Below are 17535 nucleotides of genomic sequence, written 5' to 3'. Positions count from 1 at the left end.
GTGGCTTTTGTGATTGCATCATCACTGGCATTATTGATCCAAAGTTTCGTTACGGTTGCGCCACAATTTGGCCACCGCCTTGTCACTGCCTAAATAGGCCACCACCAGACTCAACAGGCCGATGCTTGCGAAAATGAATACCGGAAAAAAGCCCGCCATCAAATTGGCCAAAAGGGAAAAATACGCCCCGACAAAACCAAGCGAGATAAACATAAAGCCCATGATCTTCAGCACCTTGCGGTTCGATGGACGGTATTCATAATAGCCTTCGGAGTTTTCCAAGGGAGTGAGGATAGGGGAGGCGAGTTTGCGTAGGAATTCTTTCATAGCTCAAAGTGTACCCATTTGTTGCGACTAAGTCGAATAGGAATAGTCAAAGAATCGCTATCATGAATTTGTTAATGAATTTATTGACCGCAATGCCGGGTCACAAATGTTTTGAACAGGCCTGTTCGTTTTGTTTAAACCTAACGAATTAATTGTGACGATCTTCGGTTCCCCCCACGCATTTTGTGGCATGATGTGCGCCTGTCCGGCTGTTCGGGCAAGGTAACCTTAAAGGGCTTGTTGTGGCACTCAAACCAACCGTCTATAAATTCAAAATTTCGCTTTCCGATTTGGACCGCGCCTATTTCGATGCACTCAATTTAACCCTTGCCAAACATCCCTCCGAAAACGAAGAACGGATGATGGTGCGCTTGCTGGGCTATTGCCTGAACGCCCAAGAGTTTTTGAGCTTCGGCGCAGGTTTAAGCGAGGCGGATGATCCCGCCATCAGTGTCAGAACCCTCGACGATCAACTTGCCTTGTGGATTGATGTGGGTGAACCCGAACCGGAGCGCATCAAGAAAGCCACCCGCAAAGCCCAACAGGTCAAAGTTTATAGTTTCAATACCAAATCCGATGTTTGGTGGGAGCAGAACGCGGCGCAATTTGAACGACTCGATGTCGATGTGTACCGCTTTGATTGGGCAAACGTACAAAGCTTCGCCAAAATGCTCGAACGCACCATGGATTTTTCCGTCACCATCAGCGGCAATTCCGCCTATCTCGCCACCGCGAAAGGGGAATGCGAAGTCAGTTGGGAGACTTTACAACAAAAGCATGATGTTTAAAAAGTGGTGTTACGGCCTATTTGATTAATTCTTTCTCTCTCAAATAGTCTGCAACCACAAGCGCTTTGCTCCACGCAAGGGTTCCGCCCATGCTTACGGCCACAGAACAGGTTTCGAATATTTCCTCTGTCGTCGCGCCAAGTTCCAAAGCCCTAGAGGTTTGAGATATCATGCAGTCTTTGCATCCCGCTTGAATCGCCACCGCTAAGGACATCAACCTTTTGGTTTTGAGGTCCATGGCGCCATCCCGGTAAACCGCATCAATCACAGAACCGTAATAGGCTTCCGCCAAATCCGGCATTTCCGTTTTGGTGGAATCAAACAATTGCCACATTTTGTCTTCGTAATTCAGTATGGAATCATTCATTGCCTTGCTCTTAATGTTGTTTTAGCTGTCAGGTGTTGCCTGTCTATAACGTTTAAACTAAGCGGCTGTGCAGCTTGTTAAAGTGAATCCAGAACTTAAAAAGCTAACCAAAAAAGACCTTGACTCCAACAAGGAATAGAAGCGCTATGCTTGTATAAGTCACCAAAATTTCTAAGCTGTCTGCCCCACTACCTTCATCGAATTTCTTTTTCACTTTTTCGGCCAAAAAATTGGGCAGACCTACAAAGGACGCATCCATTCGCACGAACCCTTTTGGAACATAAATGATTCGCGCTAAGACATTACGCCATTTACTGGTCGCTAATTCTTCTTTCTGATAAGGCTTCATGTCAAGATTCTGAGGATCGCTGGTCACCAGCTCTTGAAAGGCTTGATCAAACCCCGCCACATAGAATGCGGAAACACGCTTATTTATTAGTTGCCATCTGGTGTAATAGTGAATAAGAAACCACAAAAGCCCATAAACCAGAAATGTCGCTAATTCTGGTAACTCTATAAGCTTTGCGACCCACTCTGGCGGCCAAATGTTTTTAGTAATCACCGCACCAAAAAGGCTGATCTGCACTAAGAAACCCGCGTTGGCCATATTCTCTTTGTGGTTGTGGTAGGCAACCCAAAGTTCTAGGCGCACGCTGATGTAATCTTTAACTCGATCGAACTGATCCATAGTTCCCTAATTTCATTGGTTTATTGACTTGAAACCTTTAACGACTCGGCTAAGACGCGCGCGACTTTTGCGCGTCGTTCTTGAGCCGCTGGTTATGTGTGGCTTCAGTATTTAGGCACAAATGGTTCATTAAAGAATTCATCCTTAATTGTTGAATCAGGTATTTTTAGCTCAGTACATATTGCACGAGACAATAACGTAAAATTATCACTTGCTCTATTAGGGTATGTTTTGAAATTCATGACTGCTGTTAAGACATCTCTAGATTTACCAAACACAACAAATGCTTCATTTAGCGCCACAAAAAATTGTCTTTTTACATCTGGGTCAGGATTCTCAATTAGCCCGTGACGGTTGCCCATGAGTTTTCTAAACACTTCGATTTTTTGCTTTCTATTCTCATGACGAACGTAAAACCATGTTGAAATGGCAAACGTAATGAGCCCAGAGGCCAGTGATGATATTACTGTTATCCAAATCGGAACTTCCATTGTCACCTCATTCACACACATAACGTTTAAGCTAACCAGCCGCGCATTAGCGCGGTCGGGTTGAGTGAATTGTTAGAGTTCATATTAGTTTTGCTACGATGATTGCAATAAGAATACCAGCCAAGATACCTCCTGCCCAATCTAGAAGCCTAATACTTACTTTATGTAGCTTTCCAACTGTAGAGGAATTAAATGCTCGTTCATTTAGCTGGTTTAAATATTCTCGCCCCAAAATTGTTATTCTTGGTTCTAAATAACCTATACCGCTGAATGAACTAACATCAACTGCTTTGAGATAGCCATCTTCAATAAGGTCTCGAACTATGTCTACTGATACTTCACTTTTTGAGTCAATTTGTTTCGGGAGCTTATTTTGAACTGCTTGCTCAAGAATATTTTTATGTTCTGCTAAGTAATCCATTTGCCTTATGACTCTAACATTTAGTATGAGGCATTAATGCCTTGTTATTCAGTATTAAAGACATCTTTAAGTCATTTTCCCGCATGATTGCCACGAGCCAAAAATGTTCTTATCAAATACTACCTTAATAAAACCTTGTTTACTAGAATAAGTACGTAATCGGTTTCAGGGGAGTGAGAGGGTGGGTTGTTTTAATTAAGTTCAGAGCATTAAAAAAGGCGAATAAATCGCCCTTTTTTATTACTGCGCAAAATCTTCCGGGTCGTAACCCAGATTCGGCGCCAGCCATTGTTCGGCTTTTTCGATGCTCCAGCCTTTGCGGCGGGCGTAGTCTTCGACCTGATCGCGCCCCAGAGAACCGACACCGAAGTAACGGCTATCCGGGTGCGCGAAGTAGGTGCCGGAAACCGCGGCGGTTGGGGTCATGGCGAAGCTTTCGGTGATTTCCAGACCGATTTCCTGATCCGGTTTGAGCAGTTCCCAAAGGATGCCTTTTTCGGTGTGATCCGGACAGGCCGGGTAACCGGCGGCGGGGCGGATGCCCTGATAGCGTTCGCGAATCAGGTCTTCGTTTTCCAGCTGTTCGTCCGGCGCGTAGCCCCAGTCTTCTTTACGCACGATCTCGTGCAGGGTTTCGGCAAAGGCTTCGGCAAAACGGTCGGCCAGGGCTTTGAGCATGATCGAACGGTAGTCGTCATGTTCTTTTTCAAAACGTTCGATGTGTTCGTCGATGCCGATGCCCGCGGTGACCGCAAAGAAACCGATGTAGTCGGCCACGCCGCTGTCTTTACTGGCGATGAAGTCCGACAGGCAGTTGTTGGCGCCGCCACGTTTCTTTTCCGCCTGCTGGCGCAGGTGGTGGAATTTATGAATCACCTGAGTGCGCGATTCGTCGGCATAGACTTCAATGTCGTCGCCCACGCGGTTGGCCGGGTAGAATCCGTAGACCGCTTTGGCGGTCAGCCATTTCTCGTCCACAATCTGTTGCAACATTTCTTTGGCGTCGGCAAACACCTTGCGGGCTTCTTCACCGACGACCTTGTCGTCCAGAATGCGCGGGTACAAACCGTGCAGTTCCCAAGACTGGAAAAACGGCGACCAGTCGAAACGTTCCACCAGTTTTTCCAGCGGGAAGTCGTTGAGCACTTTGCTGCCGAGGAATGTCGGTTTGACCGGCATGTAATCCGACCAGGCCTGTTCATTTAGCGCGGGGTTTTCACGCGCCTTGTTTATTGGAATGCGTTTGACCTGAGCGGCACGCGCCTTACGCTCTTCACGCACCTGTTCGTATTCGGCGCGGATTTTGGCGGCATAATCGACTTTAAGGTCGTTGGAGATCAGGCTTTGCGCAACGCCCACGGCACGCGAGGCGTCTTTGACGTACACCACCGGATGGTCGTATTGCGGTTCGATCTTGACCGCCGTGTGCGCTTTGGAGGTGGTGGCACCGCCGATCAGCAGCGGCAGATCCATATTGCGCTCTTTCATCAGTTTTGCGACGTTGACCATCTCTTCCAGAGAGGGGGTGATCAGACCGGAAAGCCCGATGACATTGGCGCCTTGTTCGACCGCGGTGTCCAGAATCTTTTCGGCCGGCACCATCACGCCGAGGTCGATGACCTCGAAATTGTTACATTGCAGCACCACGCCGACGATGTTTTTGCCGATGTCGTGCACGTCGCCTTTGACCGTGGCCATGACGATTTTACCGTTGGCTTGGCCTTCGGCTTTTTGCGCCAGCAGGTAAGGATCCAAGTAGGCGACCGCACGTTTCATGACGCGGGCGGACTTGACCACCTGCGGCAGGAACATCTTTCCGGAACCGAACAGGTCGCCGACCACGTTCATGCCGTCCATCAGCGAGCCTTCGATGACTTGCAGGGCGGAGCCGGATTTTTGATAGGCCTCTTCGGTATCGGCTTCGATGTAGTCGGTGATGCCTTTCACCAAAGCGTGTTCCAGACGTTTTTCCACCTCGGCTTCACGCCAGGCGGTGTCGGCCACCTTGCTGGTGGCGGTGCCGTCTCCACGGAACTCTTCGGCCACTTCCAGCAGGCGTTCACCCGCTTCCGGATCGGTGTTCATAATGACGTCTTCGACCGCCAAACGCAGTTTTTCCGGCAGGTCGTCGTAAATCGCCATTTGTCCGGCGTTGACGATCCCCATGTCCATGCCTTCTTTGATGGCGTAATACAGGAACACCGAATGGATCGCCTCACGCACCGGGTTGTTGCCGCGGAACGAGAAGGAGACGTTGGAGACCCCACCGGAAATTTTGGCGTGCGGCAGGTTGGCCTTGATCCAGGTGACCGCATTGATGAAATCCAGACCGTAGTTGTTGTGTTCTTCGATGCCGGTGGCCACCGCGAAAATGTTGGGGTCGAAAATAATGTCCTGCGGCAAGAAACCGACTTTATCGACCAGCACACGGTAGGAGCGTTCACAGATTTCGATTTTACGTTCCAGGGTGTCGGCCTGACCGTCTTCGTCAAACGCCATGATGATGGCGGCGGCACCGTATTTCTTGACTAGTTTGGCGTGCTGGATAAAGGCCTCTTCGCCCTCTTTCAGGGAGATGGAGTTGACCACCCCTTTACCCTGGATGCATTTCAAACCGGCTTCGATGACTTCCCATTTTGAGGAGTCGATCATAATCGGTACGCGCGAGGCTTCCGGTTCGGAGGCCAGCAGGTTGAGGAATCGAACCATGCAGGCTTTGGCGTCCAGCATGCCTTCGTCCATATTGACGTCGATGATCTGCGCGCCGTCTTCCACCTGCTTGACCGCGATCTCGATGGCTTCGTCGTAGTTTTCTTCAATGATCAGACGCTTGAATTTGGCCGAACCGGTGACGTTGTTACGCTCACCGACGTTGACGAACAGCGAGCTTTCGTCGATGTTCAAAGGCTCCAGACCCGACAGGCGGCAAGCCGGTTTGACTTGCGGGATTTCGCGGCGCGGGAACGCTTGTGCGGCCTCGGCCATGGCTTTGACATGATCCGGTGTGGTGCCGCAGCAGCCGCCGATGATGTTGATCCAGCCGCGTTCCGCCCAGATTTTGATTTCCTTGGCCATCTGTTCGGGACTTTCGTCGTATTCACCGAATTCGTTAGGCAGGCCGGCATTGGGGTGAACGGATACAAAGGTCTCGCAAACGCGGCTCAATTCTTCCACATAAGGGCGCAGCTCTTCCGGCCCCAAGGCGCAGTTAAGCCCCACGGACAGCGGTTCGGCATGCGCGACGGCGTTGTAGAAGGCTTCGGTGGTTTGACCGGACAAAGTGCGCCCGGAGGCGTCGGTGATGGTACCGCTCAACATAATCGGCACTTCGTAACCGACTTCGTCTTCCACTTCTTTGACCGCGAAAATCGCGGCTTTGGCATTCAGGGTATCGAAAATGGTTTCAATCAGAATCGCGTCCACACCGCCTTCCAGCAGCGCATGGGTGGCCTGCTTGTAGGCGGTCACCAGTTCGTCGAAGGAGGTGTTGCGGTAGCCCGGATCGTTGACGTCCGGCGAGATCGACGCCGTGCGGTTGGTTGGTCCCAGGACCCCGGTGACAAATCGCGGTTTGCCGTCTTCGGCTTGCGCGATGTCGCAGGCTTCACGTGCCACCTTGGCGGCCGCCAGGTTGATTTCGCTGACATATTCCTGCATGTCGTAATCGGCTTGGGCGATGGTGGTGGCGTTAAAGGAGTTGGTTTCCAGAATGTCGACACCGTTACGCAGGAAATCCAGGTGGATGTCGCGGATGATGTCAGGCTGGGTGATCACCAGAATGTCGTTATTGCCCTTGATGTCCATGTGGTAGTCGGCAAAACGTTCGCCACGGAAATCCTCTTCGCTCAGGTTCTTGTCCTGAATCATGGTACCCATGGCACCGTCCAGCACCATAATGCGTTCTTGCAGAAGGGATTTAAGCTGTTCTAGGCGTTGTGTTTTTGGACTCATTGGGATTTCCGTAGATGGCGTAAAATTTAATCGGCGTATTTTAACCGATTTGCAGGCCAATCACTAATTTGAGAAACGAATATCAACGGCATTAAACCCTAGAGATTCAAGGTTATGTGCAGGGCTGTCCATAAAAATGAGCCATCAGCGGATGGTCTGACTGGATTGTTAAGGTCTTGCTTGTTCACGGGAAAATGCTCAAGCCGGGGGATGAATCAAGTATAATTGCCCACTTATATCCACAGAGATCTTACAAGCCTTTTTAGGCAAGGTTCTCGAATTTTCAGCATGACACCATGGAAACGCGATGCTCTGCCAAGTTTTCCCCCAACAATATGAAACTCAGCTGGCCGAAAAGGTGCAGCGTTTAACGGATTTGCTTCCGGATTTACCCCATTTGCAGGTGTTTGAATCGCCTGCCTCGCATTACCGGGCGCGCGCCGAATTTCGCATTTGGCACGAGGGCGAGCAAAGCGATTACATCATGTTCAACCCCGAAACCCGCGAGAAGGTGGCGATCAAGTCCTGCCCGATGGCGATTCAGGCGATTGACGAGCTGATGCCGAAACTGATGGCGCAGATTGTGGCCGATCCGGTCTTGCGTTTGAAGTTGTTTCAGGTGGATTTTCTGGCGACCTTAAGCGGCGAGATGTTGGTGACCTTGATCTATCGTCGTCCGATTGAAAATGACCAGGCCTGGTTGGAATCGGTGGCCAAACTCAAGCAGAGCTTGCCGATTGATCATGTCATTGGCCGCGCCCGCAAGCAGAAAATTCTGTTGGACAAAGATTACGTGGTGGAAAAACTTCAGGTTGACGGGCGGACTTTCATCTACCAGCAAATTGAAAACAGCTTTACCCAGCCGAATGCGTTTGTGGCGCAAAAGATGTTGGGCTGGGCGCGGCAGATGTGCGAGCGCTATCTTGACGGTCAGGGCGATTTAATTGAACTTTATTGCGGCAACGGCAATTTCTCGATCGCGCTGGCCGACAAGTTCCGCAAGGTGTTGGCAACCGAGATCTCCAAAACCTCGGTGCACTCGGCGCAGTTCAATATCGCCGCCAATGGCGTGGAGAACCTGACCATTGTGAAGATGGCCGCCGAAGAGGTGTCCTTGGCGTTGCAGGGTCAAACCTTCAACCGCCTAAAGGATGTGGATTTGCCGAGTTATGATTTTCAGGCGATTCTGGTCGATCCGCCGCGTGCCGGACTGGATGATCTGACGCGCAAGATGGTTTGTGAGTATGAGAGCATTTTGTACATTTCGTGTAACCCGGAAACCCTGGCGCGGGATTTGGAATCTATCTCGGCGACGCACGAGGTGGTGGAATCGGCTCTGTTTGACCAGTTTCCCTATACACACCACATTGAAAGCGGTGTGTTTTTAAAACGTAAATAATATAGATAACGTAAACAGCAAGGAATAGACAATGTTGGCTTGGATAGGCGCTTTATTGATTGGTTTGACCTTAGGTTTGTTGGGTTCCGGCGGTTCGATTTTAACCGTTCCGGTGTTGACCTATGTGGTCGGGCAGGAAACCAAGGTGGCGATTGCCGGCTCTTTGGTCATTGTGGGGATCATCAGTCTGTTTTCAGCCATTCCTTACGCACGCCAGAAGCAAGTTAAATGGCGAACCGTGGTACTCTTTGGGGTGCCGGGAATGATGGGGGCGGCGGCCGGTGCCTGGGCCGCGCACTATGTCAGCGATGCCTTGCAGATGCTGGTGTTTGCGGTCTTGTTGCTGAGCGCGTCTTTTTTGATGTTCCGCCCGGTGAAACTCGACGACGCCAACACCGAACATAGTGAACGCGCCATGTCCAAAATCGCTTTGGACGGGTTTGTGGTGGGCGCGATTACCGGTCTGGTCGGGGTAGGCGGCGGCTTCCTGATCATTCCGGCTTTGGTGCTGTTGGGTGGTTTGTCGATGCGTCTGGCGGTGGGCACCAGCTTGGTGATCATCGCCATCAATTCGTTGGCCGGTTTTGTGAGTTACCTGCAGGTTTTGGAGGCTTTGGACTTGAGCCTGGATTGGTCGATTATCGGCATCTTTTCCGTCATCGGTATTGTCGGGGGCTGGCTGGGTCACAAAATCAGCAGTAAAATCAATCAGGAGCTACTTAAAAAAGGCTTTGCGGTTTTTCTTGTACTCATGGGGATTTTCATTCTCTACAAAAATCTTCCGGGGTTATTTTAATCCTCTCGGGAAGCTCTGATTCAACCAGAGATTTCCTAGACAGGAGGGTGTTATGCAGTTGAAAGCAGTCAATGTCGGCCCGGCCAAGAAAGTGGCTTGGCGAGATGGAGTCTCTTCGGCGATTCATAAGGGACATGTTCACGGCCTGGTTCAGGTTGGGTTTTTGGGTCTGGAAGGTGATGAGCAGGCCGACCTGATCAACCATGGCGGTGCTGACAAGGCGGTGTTTGTGATGCCGGAAGAGAATTATGCACGTTTTCGGATTCAGGCGCCCTATGGGTATTTAGGGGAAAACCTGACGATTTCCGGGCTGGATGAGAAACAGGTTTGTTTGGGAGAGCGTTTGCTGGTGGGCAGTGTTGTATTGGAAGTCACCCAGCCGCGTTCACCCTGCTGGAAACTGGCCGAACAGGTGTTGGAGACTTCGGACTGGAGTTCCGCTGCGGAATTTTTGGACGCCTATTCGCAAAGCGGCCATGTGGGCTTCTATTGCCGGGTGTTGCAAGAAGGGCTTTTGAAAAAAGGCGACGAGGTCAAAAAGAAACCTTTTGAACCAGAAGATGGCATAACCAGACCCAAGCTGACGATCCATGACCTGTTTTTAGCCAAACATTATCATCGCTCGGAAGCCGACTGGGCTTTGCTCAAGCAGGCTGCGGCGCATCCGGCTTTATCAGAGGCCTGGCGAAAGGCGATTGCCAAACTGATCCAGCAGGCCAGCTAATACAGGCACGAGTAAGATCGGCACGACTTGCGGCTTAAACTTACCGGGAGGGGCAGCTGAATAGCGTAGGCTGGCCATTTGGCAGACCGTCTTGGACAATCATAAACTCGATTAGTTTGTGGCTTTGAGAGATAAATTGAATGCCTTCGGGTTTGCCTGCCGAGGTGGGTAAATGACACAGGGTTTTCACTGCGCCTGAGGGTTGGTCTTTGCCCTTTAAGGCATTTTCACCGCTCCACAAAGCCACTTGATAGGGCATGCTCTGGTTGCCAACCGGCCCGCTTAAAATCAAAAAACCATTTTCGGTTTCACTCATGCCGCGCAGGCCGCCGCCGTTGTCGGTGTGCAGGTACAGCAGCTTGTGTTTTTTGACCGCAAATTCACGCTTGTTCAGTTTAAGGCGCAGCACCGGTAGGGTGTTGCCGCGTAATACCGGGCCTCTGAAGCCCACCAGTAAGCGGCCTTTTTCATCGATCGCCAATGCCTCAATATCAATGCCGTTTTCTTTGCTGGGAAGTTTGCTGAAAGGCTTCAAAATGTCTTCCTGTTGCAGGATCGAATCCAATGACAGCGAATGTGTTTCCATAACCTTCAGCTGGTCATCCAGCTTGATGCGAAACAACTGATGCCTGGCCGGTTCACGCACCACCGTTTCAAGCCGTTTTTCATTCTGTTTTTGTGAGAGTCCGGCTTTGAGTTTTTTTCGTTTCACCCCATGCGAACCGATTGCATACAGGTAGGGCGCTTGCCAGGCCAGGGCTTCAATGTCGAGTTCGTCGTCCTTTTGGCTGAGGGGGACGGTGGCCAGGCTTTTCCATTTTTTTTGCTCAGTCTGTTGGAATGTGAACAGTTCAATGCTCTGGCCTTCGTCGCTGGCCAGGGCCGTGAATTGTTGGGTGACAACCAGACCGCTGATATTGAGTGGGTCGATATTTAACGGCCCGGAAAATGACCAGGCCTGTTGCTTTTGCGCGCTCGGTACAGAAACATTGGCTTGGCTGAGGCTGGCCAATGTGGTCATCACCAGGATGGTAAGAAGTTGAAGCCAGGAATGAGTGGGAATCGACATGGTTTTGATCTCGTAAGCCATTTGCACATCGGCGGCAAATGAAGTTTATTCAAAACGCGATTATAACGGATTGTGTAAAATAGCCCCTATGAAAAACAATGGTGACCCAATGACTGAAAAACAGACTGAGCAACAGACCGAGGCAGAGACACTCAAGTCCGATGCCGACCACCCAAAGAAATTGAGCAAAAAAGAGCGCACCAAAGATTGGATCAAGCCGCCCAAGGCGATCATGAAGCCGGTGGGGCGTGCGATGGCGCAATTCAAGATGTTGCGCGACGGTGACCGGGTGTTGTTGGGCTTGTCCGGAGGTAAGGATTCCTTGAGTCTGCTGGTGATTCTGAAACACCTGCAACGTCATGCGCCGATCAAGTTTGAGTTGGCGGCTTGCACCATCGATCCGGAGATTCCGGGATTTGATCCGTCGCCACTGAAAGCGTGGTGCGCGAAAATGGACGTACCTTATTTTTACGAAAGCGAAGACATGGTGGGGCTGGCCGATGAGCGCATGAAGGGCGATTCGTTCTGCAGTTTCTGCGCCCGTCAGAAACGCGGAATACTTTATACGGTGTGTCGCCGCGAAGGTTATAACGTTTTGGCGCTGGCGCAGCATCTGGACGATCTGGCCGAGAGTTTTGTGATGTCGGCCTTCAATGCCGGACAGTTACGCACCATGAAAGCCCACTATTTGAACGACGACGGCGATATCCGCATTATCCGTCCGTTGGTGCGAGTGCGTGAAAACCAGACGCGCGATTTCGCCGAGGCGGCGCATTTGCCGGTGATTCCGGACAACTGCCCGGCTTGCTACGCCAAACCGCAGGCGCGTGCCGAAACCAAAGCACTGCTGCTTGAGCAGGAAAAAAAGAACAAACACCTGTACGCCAATCTTTGGACGGCGATGCAGCCTTTGATTGCCGATGATAATCACGAAGGTCAGGCGGCCTTGTCGCTTTCCGAACCGAATTCGGATGATAAAATCGCCGAAAAGACTGGGGAGTAATCGTGAGTAACCCGGGCAAGCAAACAGCCAATCGCACAAAAAACCAAAATAAGCAGGCCTGGTTGGGCGCTGTTTTGAAAGGTCTGATTGTGTTTTTCAGTTGGTTGCCGTTGCGCTGGAATCAGGCTTTGGGTACGTTTATCGGTACCCTGTTATGGTGGATTCCAAACAGCAATAAACGGGTATCGCAAAAGAACATCGCCGTCGCCTTTCCGGAATTAACCCAGCAAGAGCAGCGCCGACTGGTCAAACGCAGCCTCATCCATCTCGGTCAGGTGACGACCGAACTGGGACCGGCGTGGTGTTGGCCGCAATCAAAATTGCTGCCGTTGATTAAGGAAGTCGAAGGGCAGGAATTATTGGACCAAGCCCGTGAACAGCATAAAGGGGTATTGCTGCTGGCGCCGCATATCGGCGCTTGGGAAGTCAACGGCATGTACACCTCGACGACGCAAAGCTCGACCTTTCTTTACCGTCCGCCCAATATTCCTTCGGTGGAATCGTTTATGGTTGAGGCGCGCAGCCGTTACGGTGCCAAGTTGGCACCGACCGATATGCGCGGTGTGCGTTATCTGGTCAAGGCGCTGAAGGCACAGCAGCTTTCGGCGATTTTGCCGGATCAGGATCCGGGCAAAAAAGGTGGCGTTTATGCACCGTTTTTCGGTCGTCCGGCGCGCACCATGACGCTGGTGTCGAAATTGATTCAAAAATCGGACTGCGCGTTTCTGTTTGTGGTCATGGAGCGTCTGCCCAAAGGACAAGGCTATCGCCTGCATGTGTTGCCGGCGGAAGACGAGGTGGCCAGCGAAGACGAGACCTTGGCCGCAGCGGCACTCAACCGAGGGGTGGAAGCCTGTATTCGCATTGCGCCGGAACAGTATCTATGGTCCTACAAACGTTACCGTAAACCGCCCGCCGGTGTGGAAGACATCTATAAGTCATGAGCGTTTCCTGTTCTAAATCAAACGATTTTGAGCAGGCCTGTCCGTTTTAGGGTTGATGCGTTTTCGGGTTGGTTGTCGGTTTTGGCTGGTGGGTCAGAATGGTGACGCCGCCGATGACCAGAATCAGCCCGAACGCATGCCAGATCGTAAAGGGTTCGTTCAGAATCCATACCGCCAACACAATGGTCACTAAGGGCCCCAAGGTGCCGATTATGCCGGTTTGCGCCGGGCCGATCTTGGCAATCGCCTCGCTGATCATGAAGCTGGGGATGACGGTACTGACAATCGCCAGCAGAAACAGCCACAGCCACGCCATGGCGCTGACGTCGAGATTGGAAATATCGTTTAACAGCAGATAGTGAACCAATACGAAAGCGCTGGAAATCGCCATCGCCAGACTGGTGAACCAGAGACTGCCCACCTGATGAATCAATTTCTTGCCGAACAGCACGTAAAATGAAAAGCTCAGCGCCGCCAGAAAGACCAACAGGGTGCCCAGGCTTGTGTTGGTGCCGCTGAAGTGCAGCTCCTGATAAAAGGTGACCAAAAGCCCGCCGTAGGTGATGACCAATGCCAGAATGATTTTTCGGGTCAAAGGCGTTTTGAAAAACAGCGCGCCCAGTAAAGCGACCATGATCGGGTAGGTGAAGAGCGTGAGTCTTTCCAGTTGTGCGGAGATCATTTCCAATCCTTTCAAGTCGAGCCAGGAGGAAAGGTAGTAACCGATGAATCCCAGAAAGGTGATCTTGAGAAGTTTGCCGCTCAGCAGCGGAACGCTTTTATTGACGCGTAGCAACCAGACCATCATCAGCAGGTAGACCGGCAGCGCGATCGCCATTCTGAGCATCAAAACGCTGTCGGTATCCAATCCTTCGGCATAGGCGAGTTTGATGAAGATCGATTTGATGGAAAACAGGGCCGTGCCGAAAATAGCCAGAAAGAAACCGATTGCCCTCGGCGAGGCGTGTCTGATAAAAATCATGTTGAAAGGGGGCGGTTCAGTCGCGTCATACTATTGGCTTTTGCGCCCGACATACCAGGCGTAACGCTGTTTTTCAGCGGACGACACACTGTTTTCATTCGCCAGCCAGCCTTCGCCATAAACCAGCGTTTGCAGGTTTGGGCAGGCCTGGTTGAATTCTCCGGGCTGGATGTAAAAATCGGGATTGCTCGGCGCATTGTCCTGCACCGGTGCTAAAAAGGTTTGGTAAAACAACAGACCACCCGGTTTGAGTGCGTTTTCCAATTGGCTGAAGAGTTTTCGGTCCAGATAGCGGCTCACCACAATCACGTCAAACTGTTGATAAGGCAGCAGCATCTGCTCCAGATCGGTTATCAGCGGCTGAATCGGCAGGTGATTCAGGCTGGCCCAGTTGTTGAGCAGGGTCAAGGCGGTATCGGAGATGTCCCAGGCTTCGGTCTTGAGGCCGCATAAAGCCAGAAAGCGCGCGTTTCCACCCAGTCCGCAGGCCACTTCCAAGGCGCGTCCGTTAAAGGGTAACAGTCGGCTGTGCTGCTTGAGCACAAAACATGGATTGGCCGGGGTCTTCAAACTGGCGGAGGCGTATTTCTCATCCCATTTCTGGGCGGCCTTATTACTCATATTCAGGTCTCCTGTGTCTATTTGCGCCAAAAGGCGGCGGTGAACAGAACCAGCAGAGTGAAAATCTCCAAACGTCCCAGCAGCATCGCCAAGGTGAGCACCCACTTGACCGGATCGCTCATGGTTTCATAGTTGCTGGCGACGTCTCCCAGGCCGGGCCCCAGATTGTTCATCATCGCCGCGATGGCGGAGAATGCTGTGACCTGGTCGACTCCCAGAGCCATGATAATCAGCAGCAGGATAGCGAAGGTGAAGACATAAACCGAGAAGAAACCCCAAACGGCGGTCATGACCTTCTCGGGAATGGGCTTGCCTTGCAGTTTAACCGGCATGATGGCGTTGGGATGAATTAGGCTGCGGATTTCGCGCGACCCCTGTTTGAACAGCAACACAAACCGGATCATTTTCATGCCCCCGGCGGTAGACCCGGCGCTGCCGCCGATAAAACTCATCATAATCAGCAGGATAGGCAGAAACACTGGCCAAGCGGCAAAGTCGGCGTTGGCGAAGCCGGTGGTGGTGGCGATGGAGACCGTTTGGAAGACCCCATAACGGAAGGCTTCTTCCCAGGTTGGATACACTTCATGGAAATAGAGGTAGCTGGTGACAATGGCGGTCACCAAAAACAGCAGGGTGGCGTAGGCGCGGAATTCAGGGTCAAAACGATAGGGCGCGACATTAAGTCGATGAAAGGCCGTGAAGTGCAAAGCGAAGTTGATGCCGGACAAAAACATGAAAATAATGGCTACGGTTTCAACTGCGGTGCTGTTGAAGTGCCCAATGCTGGCGTCATGGGTTGAAAAGCCGCCAATCGCCACCGTTGAGAAACTGTGGCCAAAAGCGTCAAACCAGTTCATTCCGGCAAACCAGTAGCCGACCGCGCAGGAGACTGTGAGCCCGAGGTAAAGATACCAGAGGGTTTTGGCGGTTTCCGAAATGCGCGGTGCGATTTTAGAATCTTTCATCGGCCCCGGAGTTTCCGCGCGGTAGAGCTGCATGCCCCCGATACCGAGCATCGGCAAGATGGCGACGGCCAATACGATGATCCCCATGCCGCCCATCCACTGCAGTTGTTGGCGGTACCACAGAATCGCGTGTGGCATGTTGTCCAGTCCGCTCATGACCGTGGCACCGGTTGTAGTCAGGCCTGAAAAGGATTCAAAAATGGCATCGGTGAGGCTTAAGGGCACTTCTTTTTCGATATAGAGAGGCAAGGCACCCACCAGGCCGAGTACACTCCAGAACATCACCACCACCAAAAAACCATCACGGATTTTCAAGTCCTGTTTGTGGTTGCGAATGGGGTACCACAGCACTAATCCTAGCAGCAAGACACCGATCAATACACTGCTGAATGCAAAGGTAGCGCCGTCCCGATAAACTAAAGAGACCAGTAACGGCGGCACTAGGCTTACGCTGTAAAGCATCAACAACAGACCGAGAACTTTGGTAATGATTTTTGAATGCATGGAGTTTCTAGTATCGCTTTGTTTTATCGGCTTGATGGTTCATTGGGTTAACTGAGCCATCCGGTGGATTCAGTCGGCGAAAACAGTTTGGCGACCTCTTCGGCGCAATTGGGGTCGGTCAAGAACAGGATGACATGATCCTGAGCTTCGATTTCCAGATCGCGATGGGCAATCAAAACCTGGTCTTCACGAATGATGCAGCCGACGGTGAGGTCTTTTGGCCATTGGATTTCGCCGATACGTTTGCCGATGACCTCGGAGCTGTTTTCACTGCCGTGGGCAATCACCTCCATGGTTTCGGCAGCACCGCGACGGAGGGTGGCGGCCTGTACCGTGTCTCCCTGTCGCATATAGTGCAACAACTTACTGGTGGTGATTTGGTCGGCGGAAATGGCGACGTCAATGCTGTTTAGCTGAATCAGCTCGATGTAGGATTGGTTGTTGACCAGGGCAATGACACGCCGCACCCCTAATTTCTTGGCCAGCATGCCGGAGATGATGTTGGCCTCATCCGAGTTGGTGACCGCCACAAATAGATCGATCTCATCGATGTTTTCCTCAAGAAGCAGATCTTTGTCGGCCACGTCGCCATGAATGATGATGGTGTGATCCAAAATTTCGGCGACCTGTCTGGCTTGTTGAATATTGTGGTCGATGAGTTTGACCTGATGGGCCTTTTCCAACTCTTTGGCCAGGTTAAAGCCGATGTTTCCTCCGCCGGCGATCATGATGTTACGCGAAGGACGTTCTTTATGGCGTCGCAACTCTTCAACGATCGCGGGAATGTGTTTGGGTTCGGCCAGAAAGAACACTTCATCTTCGGCTTTGATGGTGGCATTGCCGTTGGGCATGACCACTTCATCCTTGCGGTAAATCGCAACGATGCGGGTTTTGACCTCTTTGGGCAGGTAGTTTTTGAGTTCGCTGATGCGTTTGTCTACCAGCAAACTTCCCTTAAAGGCACGCACCGCAATCAAACGCACCTTGCCTTCCGCAAAGTCGATGACCTGTAGCGAGCCCGGATATTCGATCAACTGTAGAATGTAGTTTGTGACCAAGGTTTCCGGACTGATGAGCACGTCGATCGGCAAGGCTTCAGAGGTATAGTTACGACTGAAAATCTCCGGGTGATCCAGGTAGGAGCCGCTGCGTACACGGGCAATCTTGGTGTTGGTTTTATAGAGAATATGGGCGATCTGGCAGGCCAGAATATTGGTTTCGTCGTTTTGTGTCGCGGCGATCAGCATGTCCGCCTCTTCAAGGTCGGCCTGTTCAAGCACATCGGGGTGAGAGGCGTGACCGCACACGGTGCGAATGTCCAAACGGTCCTGTAAACGTTGCAGGCTGGCGCTGTCCAAATCGACCACGGTGACGTCGTTGTTTTCGTTTGCCAGTAGCTCAGCCAAGGAGGAACCGACCTGACCTGCTCCTAAAATCACGATATTCATAGTGTGTAAGGTTCTTTAAGTAATGCCATATTCAAACCGTATTCTAC

Annotated in this window: 17 protein-coding genes; 6 read left to right on the top strand and 11 right to left on the bottom strand. The window is 51.5% G+C overall.

Translation table 11 applies throughout. The annotated features are described in order from the left end of the window. Positions 1–30: 30 nt before the first annotated feature. Entirely contained in the window at positions 31–327 is a 297-nt protein-coding gene (locus B076_RS0111105) for a hypothetical protein (protein ID WP_028487382.1), read from the bottom strand. Positions 328–569: 242 nt separating this feature from the next. On the opposite strand from B076_RS0111105, the gene B076_RS0111100 reads away from it, so the two are divergent. Further along, the gene (locus B076_RS0111100) at positions 570–1115 is read left to right on the top strand and encodes a YaeQ family protein (RefSeq protein ID WP_028487381.1); all 546 of its coding nucleotides are present in this window, start codon (positions 570–572) and stop codon (positions 1113–1115) included. A 16-nt stretch (positions 1116–1131) separates the two neighbouring features. On the opposite strand, the gene B076_RS0111095 is transcribed toward B076_RS0111100, so the two are convergent. From B076_RS0111095 to metH, 5 genes are all read right to left on the bottom strand, one after another. Beyond that, a complete protein-coding gene (locus B076_RS0111095) occupies positions 1132–1482 on the bottom strand; it encodes a carboxymuconolactone decarboxylase family protein (RefSeq protein WP_051347321.1) in 351 nt (116 codons plus the stop codon). Positions 1483–1585: 103 nt separating this feature from the next. Beyond that, on the bottom strand, positions 1586–2170 hold the full coding sequence (locus B076_RS0111090) for a hypothetical protein (RefSeq protein WP_028487379.1): 585 nt from the start codon (positions 2168–2170) through the stop codon (positions 1586–1588). Positions 2171–2274: 104 nt separating this feature from the next. Further along, the gene (locus B076_RS0111085; protein WP_028487378.1) at positions 2275–2661 is read right to left on the bottom strand and encodes a DUF6680 family protein; all 387 of its coding nucleotides are present in this window, start codon (positions 2659–2661) and stop codon (positions 2275–2277) included. A gap of 79 nt (positions 2662–2740) precedes the next feature. After that, positions 2741–3082 carry a hypothetical protein gene (locus B076_RS0111080; protein WP_028487377.1) on the bottom strand — a complete coding sequence of 114 codons (342 nt, stop codon included), beginning with the start codon at positions 3080–3082 and terminating at the stop codon, positions 2741–2743. Between the two features lie 240 nt (positions 3083–3322). Next, positions 3323–7033 carry a methionine synthase gene (gene metH / locus B076_RS0111075; protein WP_028487376.1) on the bottom strand — a complete coding sequence of 1237 codons (3711 nt, stop codon included), beginning with the start codon at positions 7031–7033 and terminating at the stop codon, positions 3323–3325. Positions 7034–7340: 307 nt separating this feature from the next. On the opposite strand from metH, the gene trmA reads away from it, so the two are divergent. The 3 genes from trmA to B076_RS12810 are packed head-to-tail and all read left to right on the top strand — an operon-like array spanning position 7341 to position 9952. Further along, entirely contained in the window at positions 7341–8432 is a 1092-nt protein-coding gene (gene trmA, locus B076_RS0111070; protein ID WP_028487375.1) for a tRNA (uridine(54)-C5)-methyltransferase TrmA, read from the top strand. Positions 8433–8463: 31 nt separating this feature from the next. Beyond that, positions 8464–9228, top strand: a complete 765-nt coding sequence (locus tag B076_RS0111065) for a sulfite exporter TauE/SafE family protein (protein WP_028487374.1) — start codon at positions 8464–8466, stop codon at positions 9226–9228. Positions 9229–9280: 52 nt separating this feature from the next. Further along, on the top strand, positions 9281–9952 hold the full coding sequence (locus B076_RS12810) for an MOSC domain-containing protein (protein ID WP_051347320.1): 672 nt from the start codon (positions 9281–9283) through the stop codon (positions 9950–9952). A gap of 40 nt (positions 9953–9992) precedes the next feature. Here B076_RS12810 and B076_RS0111055 read toward each other — a convergent pair whose 3' ends face one another. Beyond that, positions 9993–11021 carry a DUF3616 domain-containing protein gene (locus tag B076_RS0111055; protein ID WP_157753558.1) on the bottom strand — a complete coding sequence of 343 codons (1029 nt, stop codon included), beginning with the start codon at positions 11019–11021 and terminating at the stop codon, positions 9993–9995. Between the two features lie 109 nt (positions 11022–11130). Here B076_RS0111055 and B076_RS0111050 point away from each other — a divergent pair, with 109 nt between their 5' ends. Together B076_RS0111050 and B076_RS0111045 are read left to right on the top strand one after the other, a co-directional pair. Further along, the gene (locus B076_RS0111050; protein ID WP_084205799.1) at positions 11131–12024 is read left to right on the top strand and encodes an ATP-binding protein; all 894 of its coding nucleotides are present in this window, start codon (positions 11131–11133) and stop codon (positions 12022–12024) included. 2 nt (positions 12025–12026) lie between these two features. Further along, entirely contained in the window at positions 12027–12968 is a 942-nt protein-coding gene (locus B076_RS0111045; protein WP_084205771.1) for a lysophospholipid acyltransferase family protein, read from the top strand. A gap of 46 nt (positions 12969–13014) precedes the next feature. Here the strand turns inward: B076_RS0111045 and B076_RS0111040 are convergent, their stop codons facing one another. Genes B076_RS0111040 through trkA form a run of 4 tightly spaced genes read right to left on the bottom strand, consistent with a single transcriptional unit; the run spans position 13015 to position 17488 of the window. Further along, positions 13015–13950: a DMT family transporter gene (locus B076_RS0111040; protein WP_028487370.1), complete on the bottom strand. Its 936-nt coding sequence runs from the start codon at positions 13948–13950 to the stop codon at positions 13015–13017. A gap of 30 nt (positions 13951–13980) precedes the next feature. Further along, entirely contained in the window at positions 13981–14571 is a 591-nt protein-coding gene (locus tag B076_RS0111035) for a class I SAM-dependent methyltransferase (protein ID WP_028487369.1), read from the bottom strand. A 17-nt stretch (positions 14572–14588) separates the two neighbouring features. After that, positions 14589–16040 (bottom strand): TrkH family potassium uptake protein, encoded by a 1452-nt coding sequence (locus B076_RS0111030; protein ID WP_028487368.1) that lies wholly within the window; start codon positions 16038–16040, stop codon positions 14589–14591. 47 nt (positions 16041–16087) lie between these two features. After that, positions 16088–17488 (bottom strand): Trk system potassium transporter TrkA, encoded by a 1401-nt coding sequence (gene trkA, locus B076_RS0111025; protein WP_028487367.1) that lies wholly within the window; start codon positions 17486–17488, stop codon positions 16088–16090. Between the last annotated feature and the right edge of the window lie 47 nt (positions 17489–17535).

The organism is Thiomicrorhabdus chilensis DSM 12352, assembly GCF_000483485.1.
In the GTDB taxonomy this organism is placed as follows: domain Bacteria; phylum Pseudomonadota; class Gammaproteobacteria; order Thiomicrospirales; family Thiomicrospiraceae; genus Thiomicrorhabdus; species Thiomicrorhabdus chilensis.
This window is presented reverse-complemented; position numbering and strand designations above follow the sequence as displayed.

What these genes read in the sequence shown, in the direction of transcription:
- B076_RS0111080 (WP_028487377.1), bottom strand. Translation starts at nt 3,082, where the DNA reads ATGGATTACTTAGCAGAACATAAAAATATTCTTGAGCAAGCAGTTCAA.
- B076_RS0111105 (WP_028487382.1), bottom strand. Translation starts at nt 327, where the DNA reads ATGAAAGAATTCCTACGCAAACTCGCCTCCCCTATCCTCACTCCCTTG.
- trkA (WP_028487367.1), bottom strand. Translation starts at nt 17,488, where the DNA reads ATGAATATCGTGATTTTAGGAGCAGGTCAGGTCGGTTCCTCCTTGGCT.
- B076_RS0111050 (WP_084205799.1), top strand. Translation starts at nt 11,131, where the DNA reads ATGACTGAAAAACAGACTGAGCAACAGACCGAGGCAGAGACACTCAAG.
- metH (WP_028487376.1), bottom strand. Translation starts at nt 7,033, where the DNA reads ATGAGTCCAAAAACACAACGCCTAGAACAGCTTAAATCCCTTCTGCAA.
- B076_RS0111030 (WP_028487368.1), bottom strand. Translation starts at nt 16,040, where the DNA reads ATGCATTCAAAAATCATTACCAAAGTTCTCGGTCTGTTGTTGATGCTT.
- B076_RS0111065 (WP_028487374.1), top strand. Translation starts at nt 8,464, where the DNA reads ATGTTGGCTTGGATAGGCGCTTTATTGATTGGTTTGACCTTAGGTTTG.
- B076_RS0111095 (WP_051347321.1), bottom strand. Translation starts at nt 1,482, where the DNA reads ATGAATGATTCCATACTGAATTACGAAGACAAAATGTGGCAATTGTTT.
- B076_RS0111055 (WP_157753558.1), bottom strand. Translation starts at nt 11,021, where the DNA reads ATGTCGATTCCCACTCATTCCTGGCTTCAACTTCTTACCATCCTGGTG.
- B076_RS0111090 (WP_028487379.1), bottom strand. Translation starts at nt 2,170, where the DNA reads ATGGATCAGTTCGATCGAGTTAAAGATTACATCAGCGTGCGCCTAGAA.
- B076_RS0111035 (WP_028487369.1), bottom strand. Translation starts at nt 14,571, where the DNA reads ATGAGTAATAAGGCCGCCCAGAAATGGGATGAGAAATACGCCTCCGCC.
- B076_RS12810 (WP_051347320.1), top strand. Translation starts at nt 9,281, where the DNA reads ATGCAGTTGAAAGCAGTCAATGTCGGCCCGGCCAAGAAAGTGGCTTGG.
- B076_RS0111040 (WP_028487370.1), bottom strand. Translation starts at nt 13,950, where the DNA reads ATGATTTTTATCAGACACGCCTCGCCGAGGGCAATCGGTTTCTTTCTG.
- trmA (WP_028487375.1), top strand. Translation starts at nt 7,341, where the DNA reads ATGCTCTGCCAAGTTTTCCCCCAACAATATGAAACTCAGCTGGCCGAA.
- B076_RS0111085 (WP_028487378.1), bottom strand. Translation starts at nt 2,661, where the DNA reads ATGGAAGTTCCGATTTGGATAACAGTAATATCATCACTGGCCTCTGGG.